The sequence below is a fragment of the Saccharothrix sp. ALI-22-I genome, from assembly GCF_001984175.1.
Classification (GTDB): domain Bacteria; phylum Actinomycetota; class Actinomycetes; order Mycobacteriales; family Pseudonocardiaceae; genus Actinosynnema.
This window is the reverse complement of sequence record NZ_MTQP01000055.1, coordinates 52987-74878: the sequence shown is the minus strand read 5'-3', so window position 1 is coordinate 74878 and position 21892 is coordinate 52987. Positions and strand designations below refer to the sequence as shown.

The following is a 21892-nucleotide window of genomic DNA, read 5'->3' as shown; positions in this document are numbered from 1 at the left end:
ACGCGATCCACGGATACCCGTTCGCCCTCACCGACCTCGACGTGTCCACACCGGACAAAGCCGCCCGGGTCGGGCACCGATACCTGCACCGCACCGGCATCGAGAACATCTTCCGCGACAGCAAACTCGGCGCCGCCCTGCGCCACCTGCCCTCCGGTCACCCCGAGGTCAACACCACGCGCACCCCCCAGGAGATCCGCGACGCCGCGCGCGACAGTGTCGTGATCGTCAACCAACCACAGTCCGCTCCGCACGTCACCAGGATGGTCGACCCGACAGCCGTCCGGGCGTGGGCCCGTCGAACCGGCAGACAGGTCGCCGACCGCGGCCGCATCCCGCAGGACATCGACGCCGGTGGCGACGTCGATCGGGTCGTCCTCGCAGAATGGCCCATCCTCAGAACGTAGATGCTGTCTATGTAGATCCCATCTACAATCATGCGCATGTCAGGTTTCGTGGGCAGACAGGCCGAACTGCGCCTGCTGCACAAGCGCCTCGATCGAGTGATCACCTCACGAGAGGGGACCGCGATCGCAATCCGCGGACGACGACAGGTGGGCAAGTCGCGGCTCGTGCAGGAGTTCTGCGACCGAGCCGACGTCCCCTACTTCTACTTCGCCGCCACCAAAGGTGCGTCATCGGTCGAGTCGATCACCACCTTCCTCGCCGAACTCGCCGACTCGTCTTTGGCCGCCGGACAGGTCGGGCCGCCCACCGGAGTCACCGGCGGGTGGCCCGACGCGTTCCGCGTCCTGGGCGCGGCCCTGCCGGAGACACCGTCGGTCGTGGTGTTCGACGAGTTGCCATGGCTGGCGGAACAGGACGAGGTCTTCGACGGCGCGTTGCAGACCGCGTGGGACCGATTGTGGTCGCGGTGCCCGGTGTTGCTGGTACTGCTGGGCAGCGACCTGCACATGATGGAGCGCCTCACCGCCTACGACCGCCCCTTCTACGGGCGCGCGGACAACCTCGTGCTCGGACCGCTCAACCCCGTCGAGACCGGCCATGCCCTCGGCCTGGACGCGGCGGACGCGATCGATGCGCATCTCGTCACCGGCGGACTACCCGGCATCATCCGCACCTGGCCCCACGCCATGCCACCGGCCGATTTCCTGCGCAGGGAATGCGAGGACCCGGCGGCGCCGTTGTTCGGCGTGCCGGAGTCCGCCTTGCTGGCCGAGTTCCCCGCGCCCGACCAGGCTCATCGCGTCGTGGAGTCGATCGGTGGGGATAACCGCACCCACGCCAACATCGCCGCCACCGCAGGAAGCGGCCAGGGACAAATCCCCTCCGGGACGCTGTCGCCGCTGCTGCGTCGGCTGACAGAGGAGAAGCGGGTCTTGGCGGTGGACCACCCGCTGTCGACCAAGTCTGGCAAACCGGCGCTCTACCGGGTCGCCGATGGCAACCTGCGCTTCTACCTGACCATCGGACGCGCCATCCAGGAACAGGCACGCCGCGGACGTCCCCAGATCGGCGCACGCGTGCTGGAGCGCCGGTGGACCAGCTGGCGCGGTCGGGCTGTCGAACCACTGATCCGCGAAGCGCTGGAACTCGCCGGGCAGGCCGGCGAATTGCCCTGGCCCGACGTCACCGTGGTGGGCGGCTGGTGGAACCGGCAGCACAACCCCGAGGTCGACCTCGTCGGAGCCGACCGCTCCCCCGTCGCCGGTCGGATCGACTTCGCCGGGTCGATCAAGTGGATCGGCAGTGCATTCGACCGCCACGACCTCGAATCGCTTCGCCACTCGGCCAACCACGTCCCCGGCTACGAAACGGGCCGCTCCGGACTGGCCGTCGTGTCCCTGTCCGGCGCGGACATCGGCACCGACGAAGTCGACCTCGTGTGGGGGCCAGACGAGATCACGGATTGCTGGAAGATCGACTGAACAGTCCGATGAACCTGCGCCGCTCGAAGTCGTCGTAGCCGGTAGAGCGGCGGTGCCAGTGGTCGCGAAGAAGCGGACCTACCCGAAATCGGACCGGGCGCCCCACCGGTCGACGACACCGCGTCGTGGCGCTGATCGAACGGATGGCGAGGGAGAACACCGGCTGGGGCTACCGCCGGATCCAAGGTCTTCCACGTCGACTGCGCCGTCACGCTCAAACGGGTCTACGTGTTCTTCGTGCTCTAGGCGGCCACCCGCTACGTCCACATCCTCGGCACCACCACCAACCCCGACGGACCATGAACCACCCAACAAGCCCACAACCCGCTCATTGACCTCGACGACCGGGCCGACGACTTCCGGTTCCTGGTCCGCGACGGGCCAGCCAGTTCACCGCCTCGTTCGACACCGTCTTCGCCGATGCCGGCATCGAGATCGTAAAGACCCACCACGCTGCCCGCGAGCCAACTGCTACGCCGAGCGGTTCGTCGGCGCCGTCAGACGCGAAGTCACCAACCGGTTGCTCATCATCATGGCTAGGTACGCCGAATTTCTGTAGCACAGTCACCGGATTGCCGCCGTGGTTTGACGTGCCGGTCGGGCGAGGCTGCTCCAGGGCGGTATCCGGTGCTCGTGTAGAGTTCCACCAGTGAGCTTGAAAGAGCGGCATGGACTGGCACCAATGTCTGATGGTGCGTCGATTAGCTGGTCAATGGCGGGGGACGCGACTCGTAAACCTCCGGTGGTGATGCTCCATGGTGGGCCGGGCGTGCCGGATTACTTGGGCGATGTCGCCGCCATGGTGTCGGATCTCGCTCCTACGTACCGCTATTTTCAGCGCGGTACCGGGCAGTCCGTCTGGCGGATGCGCCACACACTGGCTCGACATGTCGCTGATCTCGCTGAGCTCCTGGAGATCTGGGAAGCGCCTAGGGCGATAATTGTCGGACACTCCTACGGGGCCGATCTCGCCTGCAGGTTCTGTCTGGCCCATCCGGAAAAGGTTGGGGCGCTACTACTCATGTGCGGGCCGTTTGTCGGCGACTGGCGCAAGGCAGACCGAGCGGAACGCAACCGCCGTACAACGCCCGCCCAGCGCGACCGACACCGCGAACTGGATGAATTGCGGTCCCGCACCGAGGAGCAGGAGCAGGAACTGCTCACCTTGTCGTGGTTCACCGACCACGTGGACACGGAGCACGGCTGGGAATGGGCCGCTCAGAGCGCGAAGCAACGGAGGCCAATCAACTGGTCGATGAATCGAGATCTGGGCAGAGACAATCGCGCCGATCCGCTCGACGACCACCTGGACGAATTGCGCACGCGCCTTCCGGCGGCGGTGGAGATCATCGGCGGTGCTGGTGATCCTCGTCCGATCTCGGCACTCGCGTCACTGGCGGAGCGGCTGGAGGTCCCCCTGACCTCCATCGATAATGCCGGGCATGAGCCATGGCTCGAACAGCCTGAAGCCGTGCGCGCGACCGTCCGGAGATTCGTCCAGCGCGAGATTGCAGGCGCGATGTAGGCGGTATGATTTTATCGCCAAAAGGCAGAAAATTCCCGTCAGTCCTATCGCATATTGGTGCGCATATTGTCAGATTAATTAATTTCTATAGCCCTCGTACTTGCGGGCAGCATGCCGTTCCCGGAGTCCGGCTCAACACGAGCAAGAGGCTTCTCGCCACGACGACACCGGCCCGGCCACGCGTGCACCTCTCCAGTTCCTGCCGCGCCGAGCACTGATCGCCGGCCCAAGCGGACGATGTCCGCAGCCGTGTCTCGAAGCCGATGCAGTGCGCCCGTTGCGAGCACGGTGTATTCCACGACATGGAGCACCGGCGACACGCGCACCTACAACGCCCTGCTGCACGGGCTGCGCTGCCTCGGCGAACGCGGATTCGCACTGCTGACCGGCCGTTGGCGCGCACTGCGGCACTTCACAACCAGCCCCCGCAAGATCGGCCACATCACCAAAGCCGCCCTCACACTCACCCGTATCGAACACGGACGGCTCAGCTGAAAGTCGTTGAGATCACTTCATTAACGTATTGTTGGGTCACCGTGTTGAAGTGCGGTACGCTCTCCGGATCCACGTCGACTCGTTTAAGCTACTCGAAAGGGTAGCGGGCTTTGCGAATCCGCTTCCACATACGTGGCGTAAGCGGTGATCTTCCCATCCTGGTCGCGCTTCATGACCGAGTGCGGCCCCTCTGCGTTTTCATCGAATTGAAGCCTCTTCGCGGCGCAGTTGTGGACCCGTGAGCGCGATCCGACGCGGCTTGTTTCCGTTGTCGCCCGTCGAACTCACGTCTGATCAGTTCGAGCGCAGGCCGGGGCGCAGGTCCGCGTACTCGACCGGTCTGCGTTCGGCCAGCAGCGGGCGGAGGTCGAACAGCCAGGCCACTCGTCGGCCTGCGCCCAGTCCGGCACGAATCCGGCTCCGGACTTGGTCGCCGTGCAATTCGGCTGTCGTCGCCATGTCCTGGATGACCTCGTCCGGGCTGAACGCGACGCGGTCCACCAGTTCCGCGAGCAGGCGCAGCGCGGGCGCGCAGCTCTCCGGTGCCGCTTGGAGCACCTGTCCCGTGGTCTGACCTCCATGGACATGGGCGCCACCGGCGCGTAGCGCGGCCACCGCGTCCCGCCACGCCTCCGCGACACGTCGCCGAGGGGAAGCTCGTCGGCGCGCACGACGCCGCGCGGCCTTGAGCAGCGGGATCGCGAACAGCAGCGCCAGCAGACCGACGCCCACCACAAGCAGCACCACACTCGACGACCGGCCGGACGCTGGGGTCGCGACGGGGTCCGGTGGCGCCACGCCGCCCGTCTCGGGCTCCGGTGCCGGATCCGGTTCGTAGGCCGGTGGCAGCTCGACGAGTCCGGGGACAGTTCCCGTCGCCTCGTCGGGCGCGTCGTCACCCAAGGCGGCAGTCCGGGTTGGGCTGGGGTCGATCGGCAGCCACCCAAGCCGCTCGAACCGGACTTCGGTCCACGCGAAGACGTCCTGCCCCTGGACGCGCAGTTCGTCGCCGTCCCAGCGGGGCTTGAAGCCGAGCACGACCCTGGCGTCCCAGCCCAACTGTCGGCACATCACGGCGAACGCGGACGCGTACTGCTCGCTGGTGCCGCGGTGGTTCTTCAACAGGGCGGAGATCTGGTAAAGACCGTTGCCACCCGCCGCTTCGTCGGACACGTCGTAGTGGAACGGTTCGGCGCGCAGGTTGTGGTAGAGCCCGAGGAACCGGTCGAGTTCGGTGTCGTGACCGGCGGTCGCGACATTGACGAAACCCAGCACCTCGGGTGGGAGCACGAGATCCGGTCGTTGCACGCCCGCCGGCTGGTCGGTGCGCAGCAGGTCCGGTGACACCACCGGCTCGCTCGCGCTGATCCGGTACTGCGCGGGCGGTTCCTGCCCCGCGGGCACCACCAGGTCGCCGGTGTCGGCGTCGAAGCCGAGGTTCGGCACGCTCACCCTGCTCGGCCACCCCGGTCTGGGCAGCCAACCGAGGCTGCCCGGTGTCCCCACCCGCAGGTCCAGGGTGACTTCGCGACGCGGCGCGGTGCTCTGCGGTGCTACGGGCAGCTGGTGTGCCGCACGGCGGTAGTCCGCCTCCGGTGACCAGGCACGGCCGTCGAACGCGGTCATCGTGACCATGCCGAGCCGATCGACCCGCTGCGACGCCGTGCCGTCGATCTCCAGCACCACGCTGCCGTCACGCAGGGCGAGGTACTGGGCCATCGGGTTGGTGTGCCGCTTGGGCTGCACCGGCGCGTCCACCAACGCCTGCACGCTCGCGGGCGGGCGGGGCGCCGGGCCGAGGAGTCCGAAGGCCAGGCCGGCTGCCGCCGCCAGCGCCACCACGACACCGCCGACGACGAGCCGGGCGCGTGAGGCGGTACCGGCGCTGAGCAACACCGGCACGGTGCTCACGACGACGAAACCCGGTACGTACCAAGCCGGCAGCGGACCTGCGGCGGCCCCGAGCGAAAGTCCCAGTACCAGGCACACCAACGGCGGCAGCACCGGCAGGAGCGGGCCCTTGGCCGTCAGGTGCACCGCGGCCAGCGACGTCAAGCCCGCCAGCACTGACACGGCGGCCAGTTGCGGCGCCGCGGCCTCGGTCGGCAGCACGGAGGTCAGCAGCCTGAACGGTCCGGACAGCGCGTCGCCGCCGGGGCGGGTGACCGCCGCGACGGCCGCGACCACCCAGAGCAGGGCCAGTGCGGTGCTCACACCGCCCGACAGCCGCTTGAGCACCGAGGAGGTGAGCAGTTCCCACACCGCGACGACCACGGGCGGCACCACGACCGCCAGCGCGAGAGCGAGTCCGGCATCGACGTCGAACACCGGCCGGAACGACCAGGCGGCCAGGGCGGCCAACCCGGCGGCCGACACCACGCGAACGGACGACATCAGGCCACCACCCCGCCGAGCACCAGGTGGTTCCACGCGGTGACGGCCTCCACCGCGGTGCTCGCGCTCAGGACCGCCATCCCCTGCCTGCGGTAGGGCGGCTGGGCCTCGTGGTGCGCGGGCACGACTTGCAGCACCACGATCGGCGCGAACCGCCGGCGCCGCTGGGCCAGCCTGGTCGTCACGGCGTCCTCGCCGGGCCCGGTGACGACCACGAGCGCTCCGCCTGGCTGGGCTCGGTCCACTTCCTCCAGCAGCCGAAGCGGATCGCCGTCGGCGGTCGGCTCGGCCGCGGCCAGGCGGTCGAGCACCGAGACCGCGTCGGACCCGGACGGGTCCTCACCCACCACGCGCACACCCACCGGACGCCCGGTGTCCACCGCGGCTTGCGCGACCGACGCGGCGACCTCGACCGCGTGCTCGAACGCCGGCGCGTCGAGCGCCGAGGTCCGGGTGTCGAGGACGACCGTCACCGTGGGTTCCATCGTGTCCACGGAGTCGCGCACCACGAACCGGCCCATGCGGGCCGTGGAGCGCCAGTGGATGCGGCGCGGGTCGTCGCCGGGCACGTAGTCGCGCAGCGAGGTGAAGCTCATCGTCCCCGCCTTCGACGCCTCGGCGCGGCCCTCATAGTCCGGCACCGTCCCGACGGGGATCCGGTGCGCGTGGTGCACGCGCGGGTGAACCCACAGCACGTCGGTGCCCCCCTGTGGCTGCACGCGCCGGAACAACCCGAGCGGATCCCGCCGCCCGGCCAGCAGCGGCCCGACGAGCAGACGTCCCCGGCGCCCGGTCGGCAGCGAGTACGGCACGGCACGCCACCCGCCCGGGCTCAGCGCGGGCACCCTCACCTCCACCGGCTGTCCGCCGACCCGGTCGAGCACCAGCAACTCGGGAACGGGCAGCCGACCGGGGTTGCGCACCACCAGCCTGGCCAGCGCGGGCTCGCCGACCGACACGCGTTCCGACACGACCTCACGGGTCATCCGCACGCGCGGCCGCACGACGACCGTGGCGGCGCACAGCACCAGCAGCGCACCGCCTGCGGCCGCCAACGAGGTGAGCACCGCGTACCCGAGCACGGAACCGGCCACCAGCAGCACGCCGGTGCCCAGCAGGACCGCCCAGCCGGAGGCCGTGAGCGGCACGCGGCCGGTCACACCCGCACCGCCTGGGTGGGGGCGGGCACCGAGCCGAGCACCTCGCCCAGCACGGAAGCGGCGGTCACCCCGCGCACCTGCGCCTGCGCGGTGAGCACCAGCCGGTGTGCCAGGACCGGTCCGGTCACCGCCCGCACGTCGTCGGGCACGACGAAGTGGCGCCCCGACCCCAGTGCGTACGCCTGCGCGGCCCGCATGAGCGCGAGGCTGCCACGGGTGCTCAGGCCCAGTCGCAGGGCCTGGTGCTCGCGGGTCGCCTTGGCCAGCAGGGCGATGTAGCGGGCGATCTCCGGGGCCGTGTGCGCCCCGGCCGCGGTCCTGCGCATCCACTCGACGTCGTCGAGCGTCGCCACCGGCCGCAGCGCCGGCGGCGCGGCGGCGGCCCGGTTGGTCAGGATCTCGGTCTCGACCTCCAGGTCCGGGTGGCCGAGGGAGATCCGCATGAGGAAGCGGTCCAGTTGCGCCTCGGGGAGCTGGTAGGTGCCTTCGAGGTCGATCGGGTTCTGCGTGGCGACCACCAGGAACGGGCTGGGCACCGGGTGGCCGACGCCGTCCACGGTCACCTGACCCTCCTCCATCACCTCCAGCAGCGCCGACTGGGTCTTGGGGCTGGCCCGGTTGATCTCGTCGGCCAGCACGACGTTCGCGAACACGGGTCCGCCGCGGAAGCGGAACTCCTGCCGGGTCTGGTCCCACACGGACACGCCGGTGATGTCGCCGGGCAACAGGTCGGGGGTGAACTGGATGCGCTGCCAGCTCCCGGACACGCTCGTGGCCAGCGCTTTGGCCAGCGACGTCTTGCCGGTGCCCGGCACGTCCTCGATCAGCAGGTGACCGCCGCCGAACACGCACGCGAGCGCGAGCCGGATCGCCGGCGCCTTGCCCTTGATCGTCCGCTCGACCTCGGCGAGGACGGCGTCGTGCGTGGTCCGGAACCGGAGGGCCTTGTCGTGGGCGTCGGTGGCGGTGTGGGTCGTCAAGGTCGTCGTCCTCGCAGTGGGGTCACCGGGTGGGGCAGGCGGGTTGCGGTACCGGGTCGAGCGGTCGCGCGGTGGTGCCGAGCGCGATCACGTAGTAGCAGCCGGTTTCGCGCGGTTCGGGGTCCCGGTAGGTGGTGGTGTCGGCGGGCACTTCCTGTCGGGGGCTGTTGCCCTGCATGACGACGAAGCGGTCCAGCTCGGGCAACGCGGTCGTGTCCGCGGGCCACGACACCGTTGCCGCGCCGTCCGCGTCGACCACGACGGTGGCCGGTACGCGGTAGATGCCGGGGACGGTGGTGCTCGTCGGCGGGGAACCGGTCGACGCGGACCGATCCGGGTCGACGATCCCCGGGATCACCAGCGTGCCGATCGCGAAGCCCGCCCCGGCGATCGCCACCACCGCGGCCGCGACCACCAGGTGGCGTCGCGCCGGACGGCTCACCGGCGGCGCGGGCGCGGGTTCCGGTCGACGGCCGCTCGTGCGGGTCGGCAACGACTGCTCGCCGTTGTCGACCACGGCGTGACCCGGAGCGGGCTCGACCGGCCGGGCGCCGGTGCGCGTCGGCAGGGACTGGTCCGCGGTGCCGGCGCGGTCCGGCGGTGACGCGGGTTCCGACGGGGTGAGGGCGAGGTCGCGGATCAGGTCGTGCAGGATCTCCGACGCCTCGACGGCACTGGGCCGTGCGCTCGGGTCCTTTTCCAGGCAGGCAGACAGGAAGCTCCACGCCGCGTCCGACAGGCCCACCGGCCGTTCGGGTCGCTGGACCTGGTGCTGTCGGAGCACTTGGTCGGTCGTCGAGCCGGAGAACGGCCGCCGGCCGGCCAGCACCTCGTACGCCGTGACACCCAGCGCGTACACGTCGGCCTCGGGTGAGGGTTCACCGGAGGTGATGAGCTCGGGCGCCAGGTAGGACGGGGTGCCGAGCAGCAGGCCGACCCTGGTCAGGTCCGGTTCGCCGAGGGGCTTGGCCAGGCCGAAGTCGGTCAGCAGCGCCGTGCGGCGGTCCCCCGTGGTGCGCACGAGGATGTTGGCCGGCTTGACGTCCCGGTGCACGATGCGCCGTTCGTGCAGGTGCGCCAGTCCTGAGGCGACCTCCGACAGCAGCCGCACGCCGTCCGCGGGTGCCAGCAGGCCGCTTTTGAGCAGTCCTCGCAGCTCGGTGCCGGGCACGAGCTCCATGACGATCGCCGACCGGCCGCGGTCGACCACGATGTCGAGCACCTTCACCAGGTGCGGGTGGTCGAGTCCGCGCAAGGTGGCGTGTTCGCGGGCGAGTCGGGCGAGACCGGCTCCCTCGGGATCGGCCTCGGGGTTGAGGACCTTGACCGCCACCTCGCGCCCGTCGCTCCTGCGGCGAGCCCGCCACACCGTGCCCGCGCTGCCGGAGCCCAACTCCGAGAGCAGCGTGTAGTCGGTGCCCATCGCCTGCTCCGACGGCGTCAACCCGCCAGGGGAGAGGCGCGTCGTGCGGCCGGGGTCGGCCAGCTCCTCTTTCAGGTCCAAGGCGAACGACGCGAGGGAACGCGGCCGGTCGTCGGGTCTTCGCGCGAGTGCCCGGCGCAGCAGGTCCGCCATCCGCGGCGGCAGGCCCGGCGCGGACGGCGGCGCGGACGACTCGTCGAACAGGTGCAGCAACCGCTCGTCCCTGGACCCCGGCACCGGTGGCCTGCCGGTCGCCAGCGTCCACACCGTCGACGCGAACGCGTACACCTCGGCCCGCGGTGTCCAGTCGCCGCCTTTGAGGACCTCGATCGGCTCGTGCCCGGAGCCCTCGGTCACCGCACCGGCGATCTCGGCGAGCACCGCCGGCACCGGTGTGCTCAACAGCACCCGCCCACTCGGCTGGCGGAGGAGCGCCGCCGGGCCCAGGCCTCGGTGCAGGAGGTTCGCGTCGTGCAGCGACACCAGCGCGGTCGCGGTGCCGAAGACGGCCAGCCGCACCTGGTCGAGGGACAGCGGTCCGCGTTCGGCCAACTCGTCGGCGAGGGAGGGGCCGGTGGGCCCGGTGACGAAGAACGGGCGGCCGTCGGGCGTTTGGCCGTGGTCCAGCAACGGCACGACCAGCGGGTTGTTCAGCTCCTCCAGCGCGGTGGCCATCGAGGAGAGCTCGGTCCGGACCCTGCGCAGGGTCGCGCGGTCCAGCGGTTCGACCACCACGTGCACGGTCACCTCGGCGTGGTCGGACTCTCTCGTGGCCCGCGCCACGGCGTACAGGCCGACTCGGCCGGGGTCGGTCGTCACCCGGTAACCGGCGAGCTGTTCGATGGCGACCACGCCCGCACCTCCAGTCCCCCGCGGCAGAACCACCGCCGACCCCCGATCGTGGGACAACATAGTCACCGGTCCGCACGTCCCACAGCCGGACTCCGGACGTGAGCCACCGTCGCTTCTTCCTGCGGCGCAAGGAAATCTCCCGCGAACCGCACATGTGCGGTGACCACCACGCCGGTGCGGCCGTCCTCGGCCTCCACCGGCTTCCCGGTCGCACGCCCCAGGTCGGTGATCAGCCGCGGTCGCACGGACAGGTCACCTCCCGCTGCTCCTCGCGGCTCCTGCGGGCCGTCGCCCGGCATGACGATCGGCGCGAGCGCCAAGCCGAGCCGCGTCGCGTGCTCCGGGAGGAGCCCGTCCACCAGCACGTCGGCCACCGCGGGGAACCCCCGGTACCGCAACTCGGCACGGCTGCCCGATTCGTTGCCGGCCACCAGGGTCGTGCCGCAGGCGCCGGGCAGCCCGTCCGGGTCCTCCTCCAGGCACAGCGCGGTGACACCTGCCGCCGGCCCCTCGGCCAGCACCTCCGCCAGCACCTCCGCCAGGCCGGGCACCCCGTGCAGCCGCCGCACGCCGTCGAGGACGACGAGCACCCGGCTCCCGCCGGACCGCGGCGCGGCACGGCGCCGCACCACCAGAGCGCGCAGTTCACCGAGCCTGGCGCGAGCCTGGTCCTCGTCGGTGGCGACGAGCCGCGAGCAGTCGAACTCCGTGATCGGGGGCCGGGTGTGCGGCAGCCAGCCGGCCCACTCCCAATCCGACGCTCCGCCCGGCCCTGTCACCACCACGATCACCAGGTCGTCCGGTGCGCACAACACCGCGGCCTGCGCGACGACTGCCCTCGCCGAGGCGAGCAGCGCGGGACGCGGTCCGGCGAGGCCGAGCGCGCCGGCCTCGTGCAGGTCCGCCGTGACCGGCACCGCGTGGAGCATCGGCGCAGGAACGGCGAACGGCGAACGGACCTCGGCCGGCCGGTCGTGCAACCCGAGGCGCAGGCGCAGGAAGTCCGGATCGGTGCGGCGACGCTCCCACAGCCGGGCGGACGGTCCGCAGGCGATGCTCACCAGCATCGTCGGATCGGGGTCGTGCGCGCGGAGCACCCGTTCCTCGCCGGACGCCACCGTGGTCGGGCGCTCGGCCGGACGGTGCAACACCCGGCTCATCCCATCCGGCGCGTCGGTCAGCTCCGCATCGGCGGGTACGGTCTCGCGCAGGCCGATCACCGTCTCGCCCAACTCCGCGACGTCACCGGGGACCAGCTCCGCCGAACCCTCCAGCAGCCACCCGCGCCACCTCACGCCGTTGCGCGAACCGGCGTCCTCCAGGTGGACGCGTTCGGCTTCCGCAGAGATCCGCAGCCGGGCGTGTCGCCTGCTCACCTCCGCGTCGGCCAGGACCAGGTCGGCATCCGCCGCACGACCGATCTTCAACTCCCCCACCGGGTACAGAGTCGTGCTCGGCCCGCAGTGCAGACCGCCCACGACCGCCACCTCCCGCGCGCCGCCGCCCACCGCCGCGCCGCGGTCGACAGGCGGTGCCGCGTCCAGGCCGAGGACCGTGCCGTTCGCGATGCCCGACCCGCTCACCGGCAGCCAACCCGGCAGCGCGACCGGCCCCAGGTAGAGGGCTTCACGGCAGCCCAGCGCCCGAGCCAACTCCGCGACCCGGTGCTCCGGCCCGACGGTCACGACGACCGCGCGCCGGACGCCGTCGCGCCCGACGCACACCAACCCGACCTCCACCACGTGCCGCTCCCGCGATCGGTTCCGCCGTCGGTCCGGACGCTAGGCAGCCCGCTGTCGCGACGGAATCGGAAGCCCTTCCCAAACCGGCGTCACAGGCCGACGAGGCGCAGGTCGTGCTCGGTGATCAGGCCGCGGGTCAGGACGTGCTCGGCGAGGTTGATCAACGCGTTGGCGCCGTTCATGTTGGGCACTCCCGCCTTCGTCAGACGGGTGCGCAGATATTCGACCTTGCGCAGCAGCGTGGTGCGCGGCCAACCCAACCGCTTGGCGGCGGCGTCATAAGTGCGCGGGTAGGGATCATAGGCCGCACCCTTCTGCAGGTAACCGGCGAACAGCGCGGTCAGTGCCAGCTTCTCCTCCCGGGTGAGCACGACATCGTCACCGGTGATGGTGGGCTGCCCGGTCGGCAATTCCCGCACTAATGCGGAATCGAATTCATGGGCGTCGATCTCCACGACGTGCGGTTGAGGTCGACTTCCCTGCACGTAAACGCGCATCGATCCCTGCAGCACAGAGCGCTTCCCCGGTGCGACCAGGCTGCGCAGCCCGCGGTCGTCGACGAGTTCGAGCCCGCGCCTGCCGCTCGTGTTGACCACGAACCAGATGCCGTTCTCCGAGGTGATCACGCCCGCGCGGCGCGAGATCGCCGCGTCGTCGGGATCCAGGCACACCGTGCACTCCCTCGAACGGCCGAACTCGAACTCCTCACCCGGTGACACGGTGTAGGCCCGCGCACCCACCCGGACCTCCACCGGCAGTTGCCCGCTCACAAATCCTCCGACCCTTGGGGAGTACTTCCCATTTGACGGCGCCCGGCGCTTTTGTACCCTCCACAAGCACCCCGTGCCACGCCCGAATGACGCGTTACTCCAATCGTCGTACCGGAGACCTCAAGTGAGTGAATCGCCAGCCCGTCGAAAAAGCACATCACGCCTGCTCGTGCTGGTCGGCGCGGTACTCGCGGCGGTGTTCGCGGCATCGGTCGGCGCTGGTTACAGCATGACGGACACGGAATTGAGCAATGCTCAGGCCATCGTGCACCACGGTGACGGGGTGGTGCAGGTCAACACCGAAACCGAACGCGTCGAGGCGGAAGCACGGGCCTTGGCCACGGGTGGGCAGCAACTGGAGCTGGTCCGGCTCGCCGACGGCCGCACCGCGTCGGTCAACCACGCCACCGGGCAGGTGCTCCTGCTCAACGAGGACCTGGGCAAGCAGGGTGCGCCGATCAACCAGTCGTCCGCGGGCGTGCCGCGCCCCGACGAGGTGCCCGTCGTCGTCGCAGCCACCTCGGCCGCCTACCTCTTGCGGCCGGGCGAGGACGTCGTCGAGCTGATCGACCCCGACGGCACCCCGCAGACCCCGGTGTCGGTGCCCCGCGCCACGCCGACCGCGGTGGGCGACGGCGGAGCGGGCATCTGGGTGCTGACCGAGGACGGCAAGGCCGTGCACGTGGTCGGCGGACAGGTGGAGCGAACCGTCCCCGCACCGGAGCCCATCGAGCACCTGACCCTGGCCGACGGACGGCCGATCGGCATCACGCGGTCCGGTGAGGCGCTGGACGTCGCCGCGACGCCGCTGAAGTCGATCAGCCGCGAGCCGGTGCCACACGGCGACACCGTGTCCGTGCCCTCGGCCAAGGGTGCGGGCCGCTACCTGCTCGTGCTGGACCGCAGGGGCAAGCTCGTCTCGGTGGACCCGCGCACCGGCCAACGGCGCGAATTCGACCTGCCCAAGGGCGTCGACCACAACCTGGGCGCACCGGTCGTGCTGGAGGACCGCGTCTACGTCCCCGACTACGCCGAGCACGAGCTGCGGTCGTTCGACCTGCGCACCGGCTCCCGCACCGAGTCGATCACGGTGCCGGGCAAGTCGGAGAAGTTCACCGTCGAGGTGCAGGACAAGCGCGTGGTGGCCAATGACCCGGTGGACCGCCGCACGGTCGCGGTGGACCCGGACGGGCGGCGCACCGTGATCGACAAGGGCAAGGCGCCCGGTGTGAAGACCGACACCGAGAACCCCGAACCCGTGCAACCGTCGGAACCGCCCCGCAGCTCGACGCCCCCGCCGCCGTCGACCACCCGACCAACCTCACCGGCAAGCCCCACCGCGACCACTTCCCCGACGGCGACCGTGACCCCGCCACAGGTGCCCAAGCGCACCGTCCCGGTCGTCCCACCCGGCACGGATCGGCAACAGGCCTGCACGCTGGTCGAGGCGGCCGCACTGCGCTGCCAGGTGGTGGAGATCGGGCCGGGTGGGGCCACCGGGACGGTCCGCGACACCAACCCGCGCGGCGGCACAGAAGCGCCCGAGGGCTCGACGGTGACCGTTCACGTCTACGGCGACAACGTGCGCGTCCCCGATGTCGTCGGCATGCTCGTCACGCCGGCGTGCGACTCGGTCAACGCCGCCGCGGCGCCGCCCGGCGGTGACGTCTGCGACGAGCAGGCCATGCCGACCGCCGGGGCGAACTGGGCCGCGCTGGGCGTGGTCGCCGAGCAGTCACCGAAGGGCGGCGAATTCGTCACCGCGGGTACCAGGGTCGCCGTTCGCCACTGGGGTTTCGTGGCGATGCCCGACCTCCGCGGTGGGGTGCACGCCGGTGACGCGGCCTGCAGCGCGATCATCGCCGAGTCGAACGACCAGGTGCAGTGCCGGATCGAGCAGGGCAATGAGGGCCCGGCTCCCGGAACCGTCGAGTCGTCGACCCCCGCACCCGGTGCACAGGTCCGCATCGGGGACGCCGTCGTGCTGACCGTGTACCGCCAAGCCGCCCCGCTACCTCCGGTCCCTGACGTCAGGAACATGACCAAGGAGCAGGCGTGCCAGACCTTGGCCGAAGGCGGCTGGACGTGCGAGCTCCGGCCGGACGGTGTCCACCCCCGAGCCGTGGTCTCCGACCAGCAACCCGCCCCAGGCACCCTGCAGCGCGGCGGCGTGGTGATCGTGCACTACTCGCCCTACCAAGCCGTACCGCTGTGGCGTTACCAGCACGACAACGGGTCCCCCGTCTACATCCTCCGCTTCGAGGGGACGGTGCAAGAGCGGTACCACGCCGAAAAATTTCTCGGCTACGCGTACCCCGTCGGAGCGATTCCCGACGGTGGCACGGCGAGCCTGATCCGGGACTTCATGTGCAACGCGAGCGTCAGGGCGTGCGGCGGCCTGGATCCGAACCACTACTCCACCCTGGACACCAGCACCGAAAAGCCCGACTGGCGACTGGAATCCGGGGTCGGCCTCGTGCTCAAACCGGTGAACGGCCAGTGCCGCACCGACCAGCGCATGATCGCGCGGTTCCGGATCCCGGTCGGGAACCAGGAGCGGTACACAGTGGACTTCCTCGATGCGCCGCCGGCAGGCTTCGACTATCACGAGCCCTTGGGCTGCGTGTGGCGAGCTCTCTGATCCAACGGTGTTGGGAACCCCTTCCCGTACCAGAGGGCCTCGCCGCCGTTCCAGACTCGGTGCATGCCGAACAACTCGCCGAAGCGCAGACCCGTCAACCTGTCCCTGCTGGCCCTCACCCTGCTGTGCCTGGCTTTCCCGTTCACGGCGGTGTCGTGCGAGTCGCCGATGGCCAACATCAGCGCCGAGTACACCGGGTGGGACCTGGCGTTCGGCGGTGAGGCGACGATCGAGATGTCGGGCAAGGCCGACGAGTCGGCCTATGCCTCGAAGAGCGCGATCCCCGGGCAGCCGCTGATGGTCGTCGCCCTGCTCGTCCTCCTCGCGGGCATCGTCGTGTTGTCCAGGTCGAAGGCCGGGCACCTGCTCGGGGCCGGTGTCGGTGCGCTCGGGGCGTTCTTCCTCATCGCCAACCAGGTCTCGGTCCACGACTTCCTCGCCTCAGGGCTGTCGAGCGCCGAGAACCTGGACCCCGCCGCCGCGAGCGACATGGTCGAGTCGCGGTTCGGTTTCTGGCTCGCGCTACTGCTCACGCTCGGCGTGGTGGCGTACAACGCCACGGCCCTGGCCCTCGGTGGCCGGACAGCGCGGACGGTCGGGCCGTCGGCGCCGGACCCGACGCGGTCCTGACCCGACGCCGACCGCCCACCACGCGAACCACCGAGGTCATCGATGCAATCTGGACTGCCACCCGACGACCACCGACCCACCCGGGAGCAGCGGACGAGCCCGCGAGACCTGCCCGGCTGGGCACAGGTGTTCGGCAGCGCGTTCACCGTTCTCACAGCCGCGGCAACCGCCGCCACGTTCGGAGGCGCCGCGGTGGCACTGTTGGTGGCGCTCAGTGCCACGACGCTGTGCGCGGCGGTGTTCACCGGCTTGAATCGCAGAACCTGGGATCGCCGCAAGAAGGTCGTGGTACTGCTCGCCGGCATGGCTGCCGCGGGGCTCGTCGTCGCCGCGGCGGCCGTCGCGGCAGCCGGACGCGGAAGCCCTACGGGCACGTCGATGCCGACTTCCGCAGCCGTGCGGGACACCTCGGCCATCACGCCGGAGGGCCTCCAGCCGCAGCCCAGAGCTCTAGAAGAAACGCTGCAGGAGATCACGTGGTGAGGCGGCGTGCGGTCGCGCCGAGCGGGCGGCGGGCGATGCTGTGCCCGGCAGCATCGTGAACGGCTGCCGCGTCGGGCGTCCGTGGAACCGATCAGCCGGCGCTGCTCCGCGGGTCCGACGGGTCGCGTTTCCGACCTCGAAGGCCGTGGGGTGGGAATCCGCTCCGGACGTCCGGACGGTTGTTAGCGATCACTCCAGCCGGAGACGTTGTTGACATACCCAGTAGGTCCTCTCACACTCCTCGTGTTAGCGCTAACACCATCGCAATGTAGCGAGGACCGCATGCTGCGCTTTGCCCGTGAGAGACCGACGTTCCGACGACTGGCCACGGGCGTGGCCGTCACGTTGTGCTTGGGCATAGCGGCCATACCGCAGCAGGCCGTCGGCGCGTCGGATGACGTCACCGACGGCCTCGTCCTGCGCTACGACCTGGACCAGGCTTCGGGTTCGGTGGTCGCGGACAGTTCCGGCAACGGCCGGAACGGCACCCTGGCCGGCGGCACGTGGTCCGGCTCCGAAGGACTCGCGCTCGACGGCGTGGACGACCACGTCAAGATCCCGAACAACATCGCCGCCGGACTGTCGTCGATCACCGTCTCGGTGGACGTGCTGGTCGACCCCGCGCAGGCCACGCCGTACTTCATCTGGGGTCTGGGCAACCCGGCGACGTCCTCCTCGGGCAACGGGTACCTGTTCGCCAGCGGTGACAACTTCCGGGCCGCCGCGTCGAAGACCAACTGGTCCGGCGAGCAGGTGACCGCACGGTCCTCCGGCGGCAGGCTCGACCGGGGCGTGTGGAAGTCGGTGACCTACACCCAGACGGGCACGACCGGAACCCTCTACGAGGACGGCGTCGCCGTCGGGCGCAACACCTCGGTGACGACCCAGCCCGGGCAGATCGGCAACGGCACGACGACCGTCAACGTGCTCGGCGAGTCGAACTACGCCGCCGACAACACCCTGCGCGGCAAGGTCAAGAACTTCCGGATCTACAACCGGGCGCTGGACGACGCCGAAGTCGCCACGATCGCGCTGAGCGACGCCGAGCGGTTGCAGGCCGACGTCACCGGTCTCGCGCTCGGCGACCTCTCCGCCGTCACCGCCGACCTGGCACTGCCCGGCAAGGCCGCCTACGGTTCGACGATCACCTGGGCGTCCGACAACACCGCCGTGATCGCGCCGAGCGGCAAGGTCACGCGGCCCGCGGCGGATGCCGACCCGGCCCGGGTCACGCTCACGGCGACGCTGACCCGCGGTGGCTCGACCGCGCAGAAGTCCTTCCAGGCCACCGTGCTCCCCCTGCCCGGCGACCGGTCCAGGGCGGAGGAGGCCGCCGCCGCGCTGAGCGTGGCGCACGCCGATGACGTGCGCGGGCACCTCACCCTGCCGACCACGGGCCTGAACAACGCGACCGTGGCGTGGTCGTCGTCGGCGCCCGCCGTGGTCGCGCCGGACGGGGTCGTGGCGCGGCCCGCCACCGGCGCGGGTGACGCGGCGGTCCGCCTCACCGCGACCGTCACCGTCGGCACCGCGACGGTGAGCAGGACGTTCGACCTGACCGTGCGCCAACTGCCCAAGGCCGAGCCCTACGCGGGCTACGCGTTCGCCTATTTCACCGGCAACTCCGTCAGCGGCGAGAAGATCTACTTCGCCGCCAGCCGCGGCAACAACGCCCTGCAGTGGGACGAGCTCAACAACGGCGCCCCGGTGCTGACGTCCACGAAGGGCACGCAGGGCCTGCGGGACCCGTTCCTGATCCGCTCGCCCGAGGGCGACCGGTTCTTCCTCATCGCCACCGACCTGTCCATCGGCCGTGACGGCGACTGGGACCGGGCGCAGCGCCAGGGCAGCCTGTACCTGGAGGTGTGGGAGTCCACGGACCTGGTGAACTGGTCCGAGCAGCGGCACGTGAAGATCTCCCCGCCCACGGCCGGCAACACGTGGGCGCCCGAGGCGTACTGGGACGACACCATCAAGCAGTACGTGGTGTTCTGGGCGTCCAAGCTGTACGCGGAGAACGACCCGCAGCACACCGGCAACGTGTACAACCGGATGCTCTACGCCACCACGCGCGACTTCACGACGTTCAGCGAGCCGAAGATCTGGCAGGACCGCGGGTCCTCGCGCATCGACTCCACGGTGATCAAGGACAACGGGATCTACTACCGGTTCACCAAGGACGAGGGCGCGAGCGGCACCGGCTGCTCGGACATCATCCAGGAGAAGGCGACCTCGCTGACCGCGGTCGACCTGCCCGGCGCGCCGGCGTGGGCGTTCCAGAAGGGCTGCATCGGCCGGGACGCGGGGACTTCCGCCGTAGAGGGCCCGACGGTGTTCAAGGCCAACCCGGGCGACAAGTCCGGCTCCCCGTACTACCTGTTCGTGGACGAGTACGGCGGCCGCGGCTACATCCCGTTGGGCACGGCGGACCTGGAGGCGCCCAACTGGCGCGTCCCGGCCGCGTTCGACCTGCCCGCCAGCCCGCGGCACGGCACCGTCGTGCCGGTCACCGCGACCGAGCACACCGCGCTGCTCAAGGCGCTCAACGGCCCGATCCCGCCGGAGCCGGTCAAGCGTGACGCCAACGGCCTGGTCGCCCACTACGACCTCGACCAGACCAGCGGCACCCAGGTGACCGACACGTCCGGCAACGGCTACAACGGCACCCTGTCCGGGGACGCCACCTGGTCGGACGGCGCGCTGCGGCTGGGCGGTTCCAACGGCCACGTGCGCCTGCCGGACAACATCATGACCGGGCTGGACGAGATCACCGTCTCGCTGGACGTCAACATCGACCCCACGCAGCCGACGCCCTACTTCATCTGGGGCCTGGGCAACACGACCAACAACGCGGGTGACGGCTACCTGTTCACCACCGGAAACAACTACCGGTCGTCCATCTCGCTGGGCAACTGGACCGGTGAGCAGACCGTCACCTCAGGGGCGGACGTCCCCCGCGGCGGCTGGCGGAACCTGACCTACACGCTGGACAAGGCGGACACCGCCAAGGTCTACCTCGACGGCGTGCTCGTCGGCACCAAGACCGGGGTCACCGTCGATCCGGGCGACATCGGCGGCGGCCGGACGGCGGCCAACTTCATCGGCCGGTCCCTGTACTCCGCCGACAAGTACCTCAAGGGCCAGGTGCGCGACTTCTCCCTGTACGCCAGGGCGTTGTCGGCCGAGGACGTGGCGGAGCTCAGCGACAACACCACCGGGGTCATCGGGGTCCGGTTGGAGAGCCTGAAGGTCGACGCGCGGATCGACTCGGCCGCGGGCACCGTGGTGCTGCCGGTCCGCCCCGGCACCGATCTGAAGGCGCTCGACCCCGCGTTCGTCGTGGCGTCGGGGTCGACGGTCACGCCGTCCGGCCCTCAGGACTACTCCAAGCCGGTCACGGTGACGGTCACCGCGAAGGACGGCACGTCACGCCAGTGGGCCGTGCGGGCGCTGGTGATGCGCTCCCCCGTGCTGCCCGGTTTCAACGCCGACCCGAACATCGTGCGGTTCGGCGACACGTACTACATCTACGCCACGACCGACGGGTTCCCCGGCTGGAGCAGCTCGTCGTTCAAGGTGTGGTCGTCGAAGAACCTGCTCGACTGGACCGAGCACGGCACGATCCTCGACCTGGGACCGGACGTGTCCTGGGCCGACTCCCGGGCGTGGGCGCCGACCGCGATCGAGAAGGACGGCAAGTACTACTTCTACTTCTCCGCCGACCAGAACATCGGCGTCGCGGTGGCCGACTCGCCCCTCGGGCCGTTCACCGAGCCGTTGGGCCGGCCGTTGGTCAACAAGGCCGACTACAACAACGCCCAGCAGATCGACCCGGCGGTGTTCACCGACGACGACGGCCGCAGCTACCTGTTGTGGGGCAACGGAACCCCGCGCATCGCCCAGCTGAACGCGGACATGGTGTCGCTGGACAAGAGCACCGAGAAGACCTTCAGCGGGCTGACCGACTTCCGCGAGGGCCTGTTCCTGAACAAGCGGGCCGGGGTCTACTACCTGTCCTGGTCCGTCGACGACACCCGCAGTGAGAACTACCGGGTCGGCTACGCCACCGGCCCGAGCCCGACCGGCCCGTGGACCTCGCGCGGCGAGATCCTCACCAAGGACACGGGCAACGGCATCCTCGGGACCGGCCACCACTCGATCGTCCAGGTGCCGGGGACCGACGACTGGTACATCGCCTACCACCGGTTCGCCATCCCCGGCGGGGACGGCATGCACCGGGAGACCACGATCGACCGGCTGCACTTCGAGCCCGACGGCTCGATCCGGAAGGTCGTGCCGACGTTGGAGAGCGTCGAGCCGCTGACCTACACCGGCGGCCCGATCACGACGGCGGTGAGCCTCGGCACGGTCACGCTGACGGGCGGCCAGGGCGTGGCGGCCGTCGAGCACCGGGTCGACGGCGGGGCGTGGACGAAGTACCAGGGCCCGGTCACGGTCGGCAAGGGCAGCCACACGGTCGAGTACCGCGCCCAGAGCGTCAACCTCGTCTGGAGCGAGGTGTGGACGCTGGCGGTCCAGCCGTTGACCTACTCGCAGGCCAGGGCGGAGGTCGTGGACTTCGAGAAGGCGGGCCGGATCAACCCGATCGTGTCCCTGCTCGCCCAGCTGCACCTGACCCTCGCCGAGACCGCCCAGGCGGCGGGCCTGCCCCAGGCCGCCGCCCCCATGCTGGACAACCTCGGGCGCCTGGCGGCCCAAGTGCGCGACGAAGGGGTCCGGACCCGGATGCGGACCATCGCGGCGGAACTGAAGTACCAACTCTGAGAACCGCAAGACGGGACAGGCCCACCACCGCGACCGGTGGTGGGCCTGTCCCGTCAGGAGCGGCCCAGGTCCGGCCTGGGCGTTCGAACGGGTCGGAGAAGCGATCACGGTGAAGATCGCCGA

14 protein-coding genes are annotated in these 21892 nt (G+C 70.4%); 8 read left to right on the top strand and 6 right to left on the bottom strand.

Annotation, left to right across the window (positions count from 1 at the left end; translation table 11 throughout):
• The first annotated feature begins 41 nt into the window (after window positions 1-41).
• The 4 genes from ALI22I_RS14600 to ALI22I_RS14585 all read left to right on the top strand — a co-directional run bounded on the left by ALI22I_RS14600 (window position 42) and on the right by ALI22I_RS14585 (window position 3909).
• Window positions 42-407 (top strand): Lsr2 family DNA-binding protein, encoded by a 366-nt coding sequence (locus ALI22I_RS14600; protein ID WP_077006038.1) that lies wholly within the window; start codon window positions 42-44, stop codon window positions 405-407.
• A 36-nt stretch (window positions 408-443) separates the two neighbouring features.
• Complete coding sequence (locus ALI22I_RS14595; protein WP_077006129.1) at window positions 444-1889, top strand: ATP-binding protein; 1446 nt, start codon at window positions 444-446, stop codon at window positions 1887-1889.
• 649 nt (window positions 1890-2538) lie between these two features.
• Window positions 2539-3414, top strand: a complete 876-nt coding sequence (locus ALI22I_RS14590; RefSeq protein WP_202970969.1) for an alpha/beta fold hydrolase — start codon at window positions 2539-2541, stop codon at window positions 3412-3414.
• A gap of 288 nt (window positions 3415-3702) precedes the next feature.
• A complete protein-coding gene (locus ALI22I_RS14585) occupies window positions 3703-3909 on the top strand; it encodes a hypothetical protein (RefSeq protein ID WP_077006036.1) in 207 nt (68 codons plus the stop codon).
• A gap of 294 nt (window positions 3910-4203) precedes the next feature.
• On the opposite strand, the gene ALI22I_RS14580 is transcribed toward ALI22I_RS14585, so the two are convergent.
• From ALI22I_RS14580 to ALI22I_RS14555, 6 genes are all read right to left on the bottom strand, one after another.
• Window positions 4204-6303: a transglutaminase-like domain-containing protein gene (locus tag ALI22I_RS14580; protein WP_077006035.1), complete on the bottom strand. Its 2100-nt coding sequence runs from the start codon at window positions 6301-6303 to the stop codon at window positions 4204-4206.
• Entirely contained in the window at window positions 6303-7463 is a 1161-nt protein-coding gene (locus ALI22I_RS14575) for a DUF58 domain-containing protein (protein WP_238598360.1), read from the bottom strand. Before ALI22I_RS14575 ends, ALI22I_RS14580 begins: the two co-directional genes overlap by 1 nt.
• On the bottom strand, window positions 7460-8443 hold the full coding sequence (locus ALI22I_RS14570) for an AAA family ATPase (RefSeq protein ID WP_077006034.1): 984 nt from the start codon (window positions 8441-8443) through the stop codon (window positions 7460-7462). Before ALI22I_RS14570 ends, ALI22I_RS14575 begins: the two co-directional genes overlap by 4 nt.
• Before the next feature lie 22 nt (window positions 8444-8465).
• On the bottom strand, window positions 8466-10718 hold the full coding sequence (locus ALI22I_RS14565) for a protein kinase domain-containing protein (protein WP_077006033.1): 2253 nt from the start codon (window positions 10716-10718) through the stop codon (window positions 8466-8468).
• Window positions 10719-10780: 62 nt separating this feature from the next.
• Window positions 10781-12460: an FHA domain-containing protein gene (locus ALI22I_RS14560; RefSeq protein WP_077006032.1), complete on the bottom strand. Its 1680-nt coding sequence runs from the start codon at window positions 12458-12460 to the stop codon at window positions 10781-10783.
• Window positions 12461-12549: 89 nt separating this feature from the next.
• A complete protein-coding gene (locus tag ALI22I_RS14555) occupies window positions 12550-13230 on the bottom strand; it encodes a hypothetical protein (RefSeq protein WP_077006031.1) in 681 nt (226 codons plus the stop codon).
• A 229-nt stretch (window positions 13231-13459) separates the two neighbouring features.
• Between ALI22I_RS14555 and ALI22I_RS14550 the strand changes: the two genes are divergently transcribed.
• The 4 genes from ALI22I_RS14550 to ALI22I_RS14535 all read left to right on the top strand — a co-directional run bounded on the left by ALI22I_RS14550 (window position 13460) and on the right by ALI22I_RS14535 (window position 21769).
• Window positions 13460-15871 carry a PASTA domain-containing protein gene (locus tag ALI22I_RS14550; protein ID WP_143532201.1) on the top strand — a complete coding sequence of 804 codons (2412 nt, stop codon included), beginning with the start codon at window positions 13460-13462 and terminating at the stop codon, window positions 15869-15871.
• 63 nt (window positions 15872-15934) lie between these two features.
• Entirely contained in the window at window positions 15935-16501 is a 567-nt protein-coding gene (locus tag ALI22I_RS14545) for a hypothetical protein (protein ID WP_077006029.1), read from the top strand.
• A 192-nt stretch (window positions 16502-16693) separates the two neighbouring features.
• Window positions 16694-16984, top strand: a complete 291-nt coding sequence (locus ALI22I_RS14540; RefSeq protein WP_143532200.1) for a hypothetical protein — start codon at window positions 16694-16696, stop codon at window positions 16982-16984.
• Between the two features lie 282 nt (window positions 16985-17266).
• Window positions 17267-21769, top strand: coding sequence for a family 43 glycosylhydrolase (locus ALI22I_RS14535; RefSeq protein ID WP_083751722.1), 4503 nt, complete (start codon window positions 17267-17269; stop codon window positions 21767-21769).
• The last annotated feature ends 123 nt before the right edge of the window (window positions 21770-21892 follow it).

Excerpts from the sequence above, each read along its gene's own strand:
- ALI22I_RS14595 (WP_077006129.1), top strand. The coding sequence starts at position 444 with ATGTCAGGTTTCGTGGGCAGACAGGCCGAACTGCGCCTGCTGCACAAG.
- ALI22I_RS14580 (WP_077006035.1), bottom strand. The coding sequence starts at position 6,303 with ATGTCGTCCGTTCGCGTGGTGTCGGCCGCCGGGTTGGCCGCCCTGGCC.
- ALI22I_RS14550 (WP_143532201.1), top strand. The coding sequence starts at position 13,460 with ATGACGGACACGGAATTGAGCAATGCTCAGGCCATCGTGCACCACGGT.
- ALI22I_RS14545 (WP_077006029.1), top strand. The coding sequence starts at position 15,935 with ATGCCGAACAACTCGCCGAAGCGCAGACCCGTCAACCTGTCCCTGCTG.
- ALI22I_RS14535 (WP_083751722.1), top strand. The coding sequence starts at position 17,267 with ATGCTGCGCTTTGCCCGTGAGAGACCGACGTTCCGACGACTGGCCACG.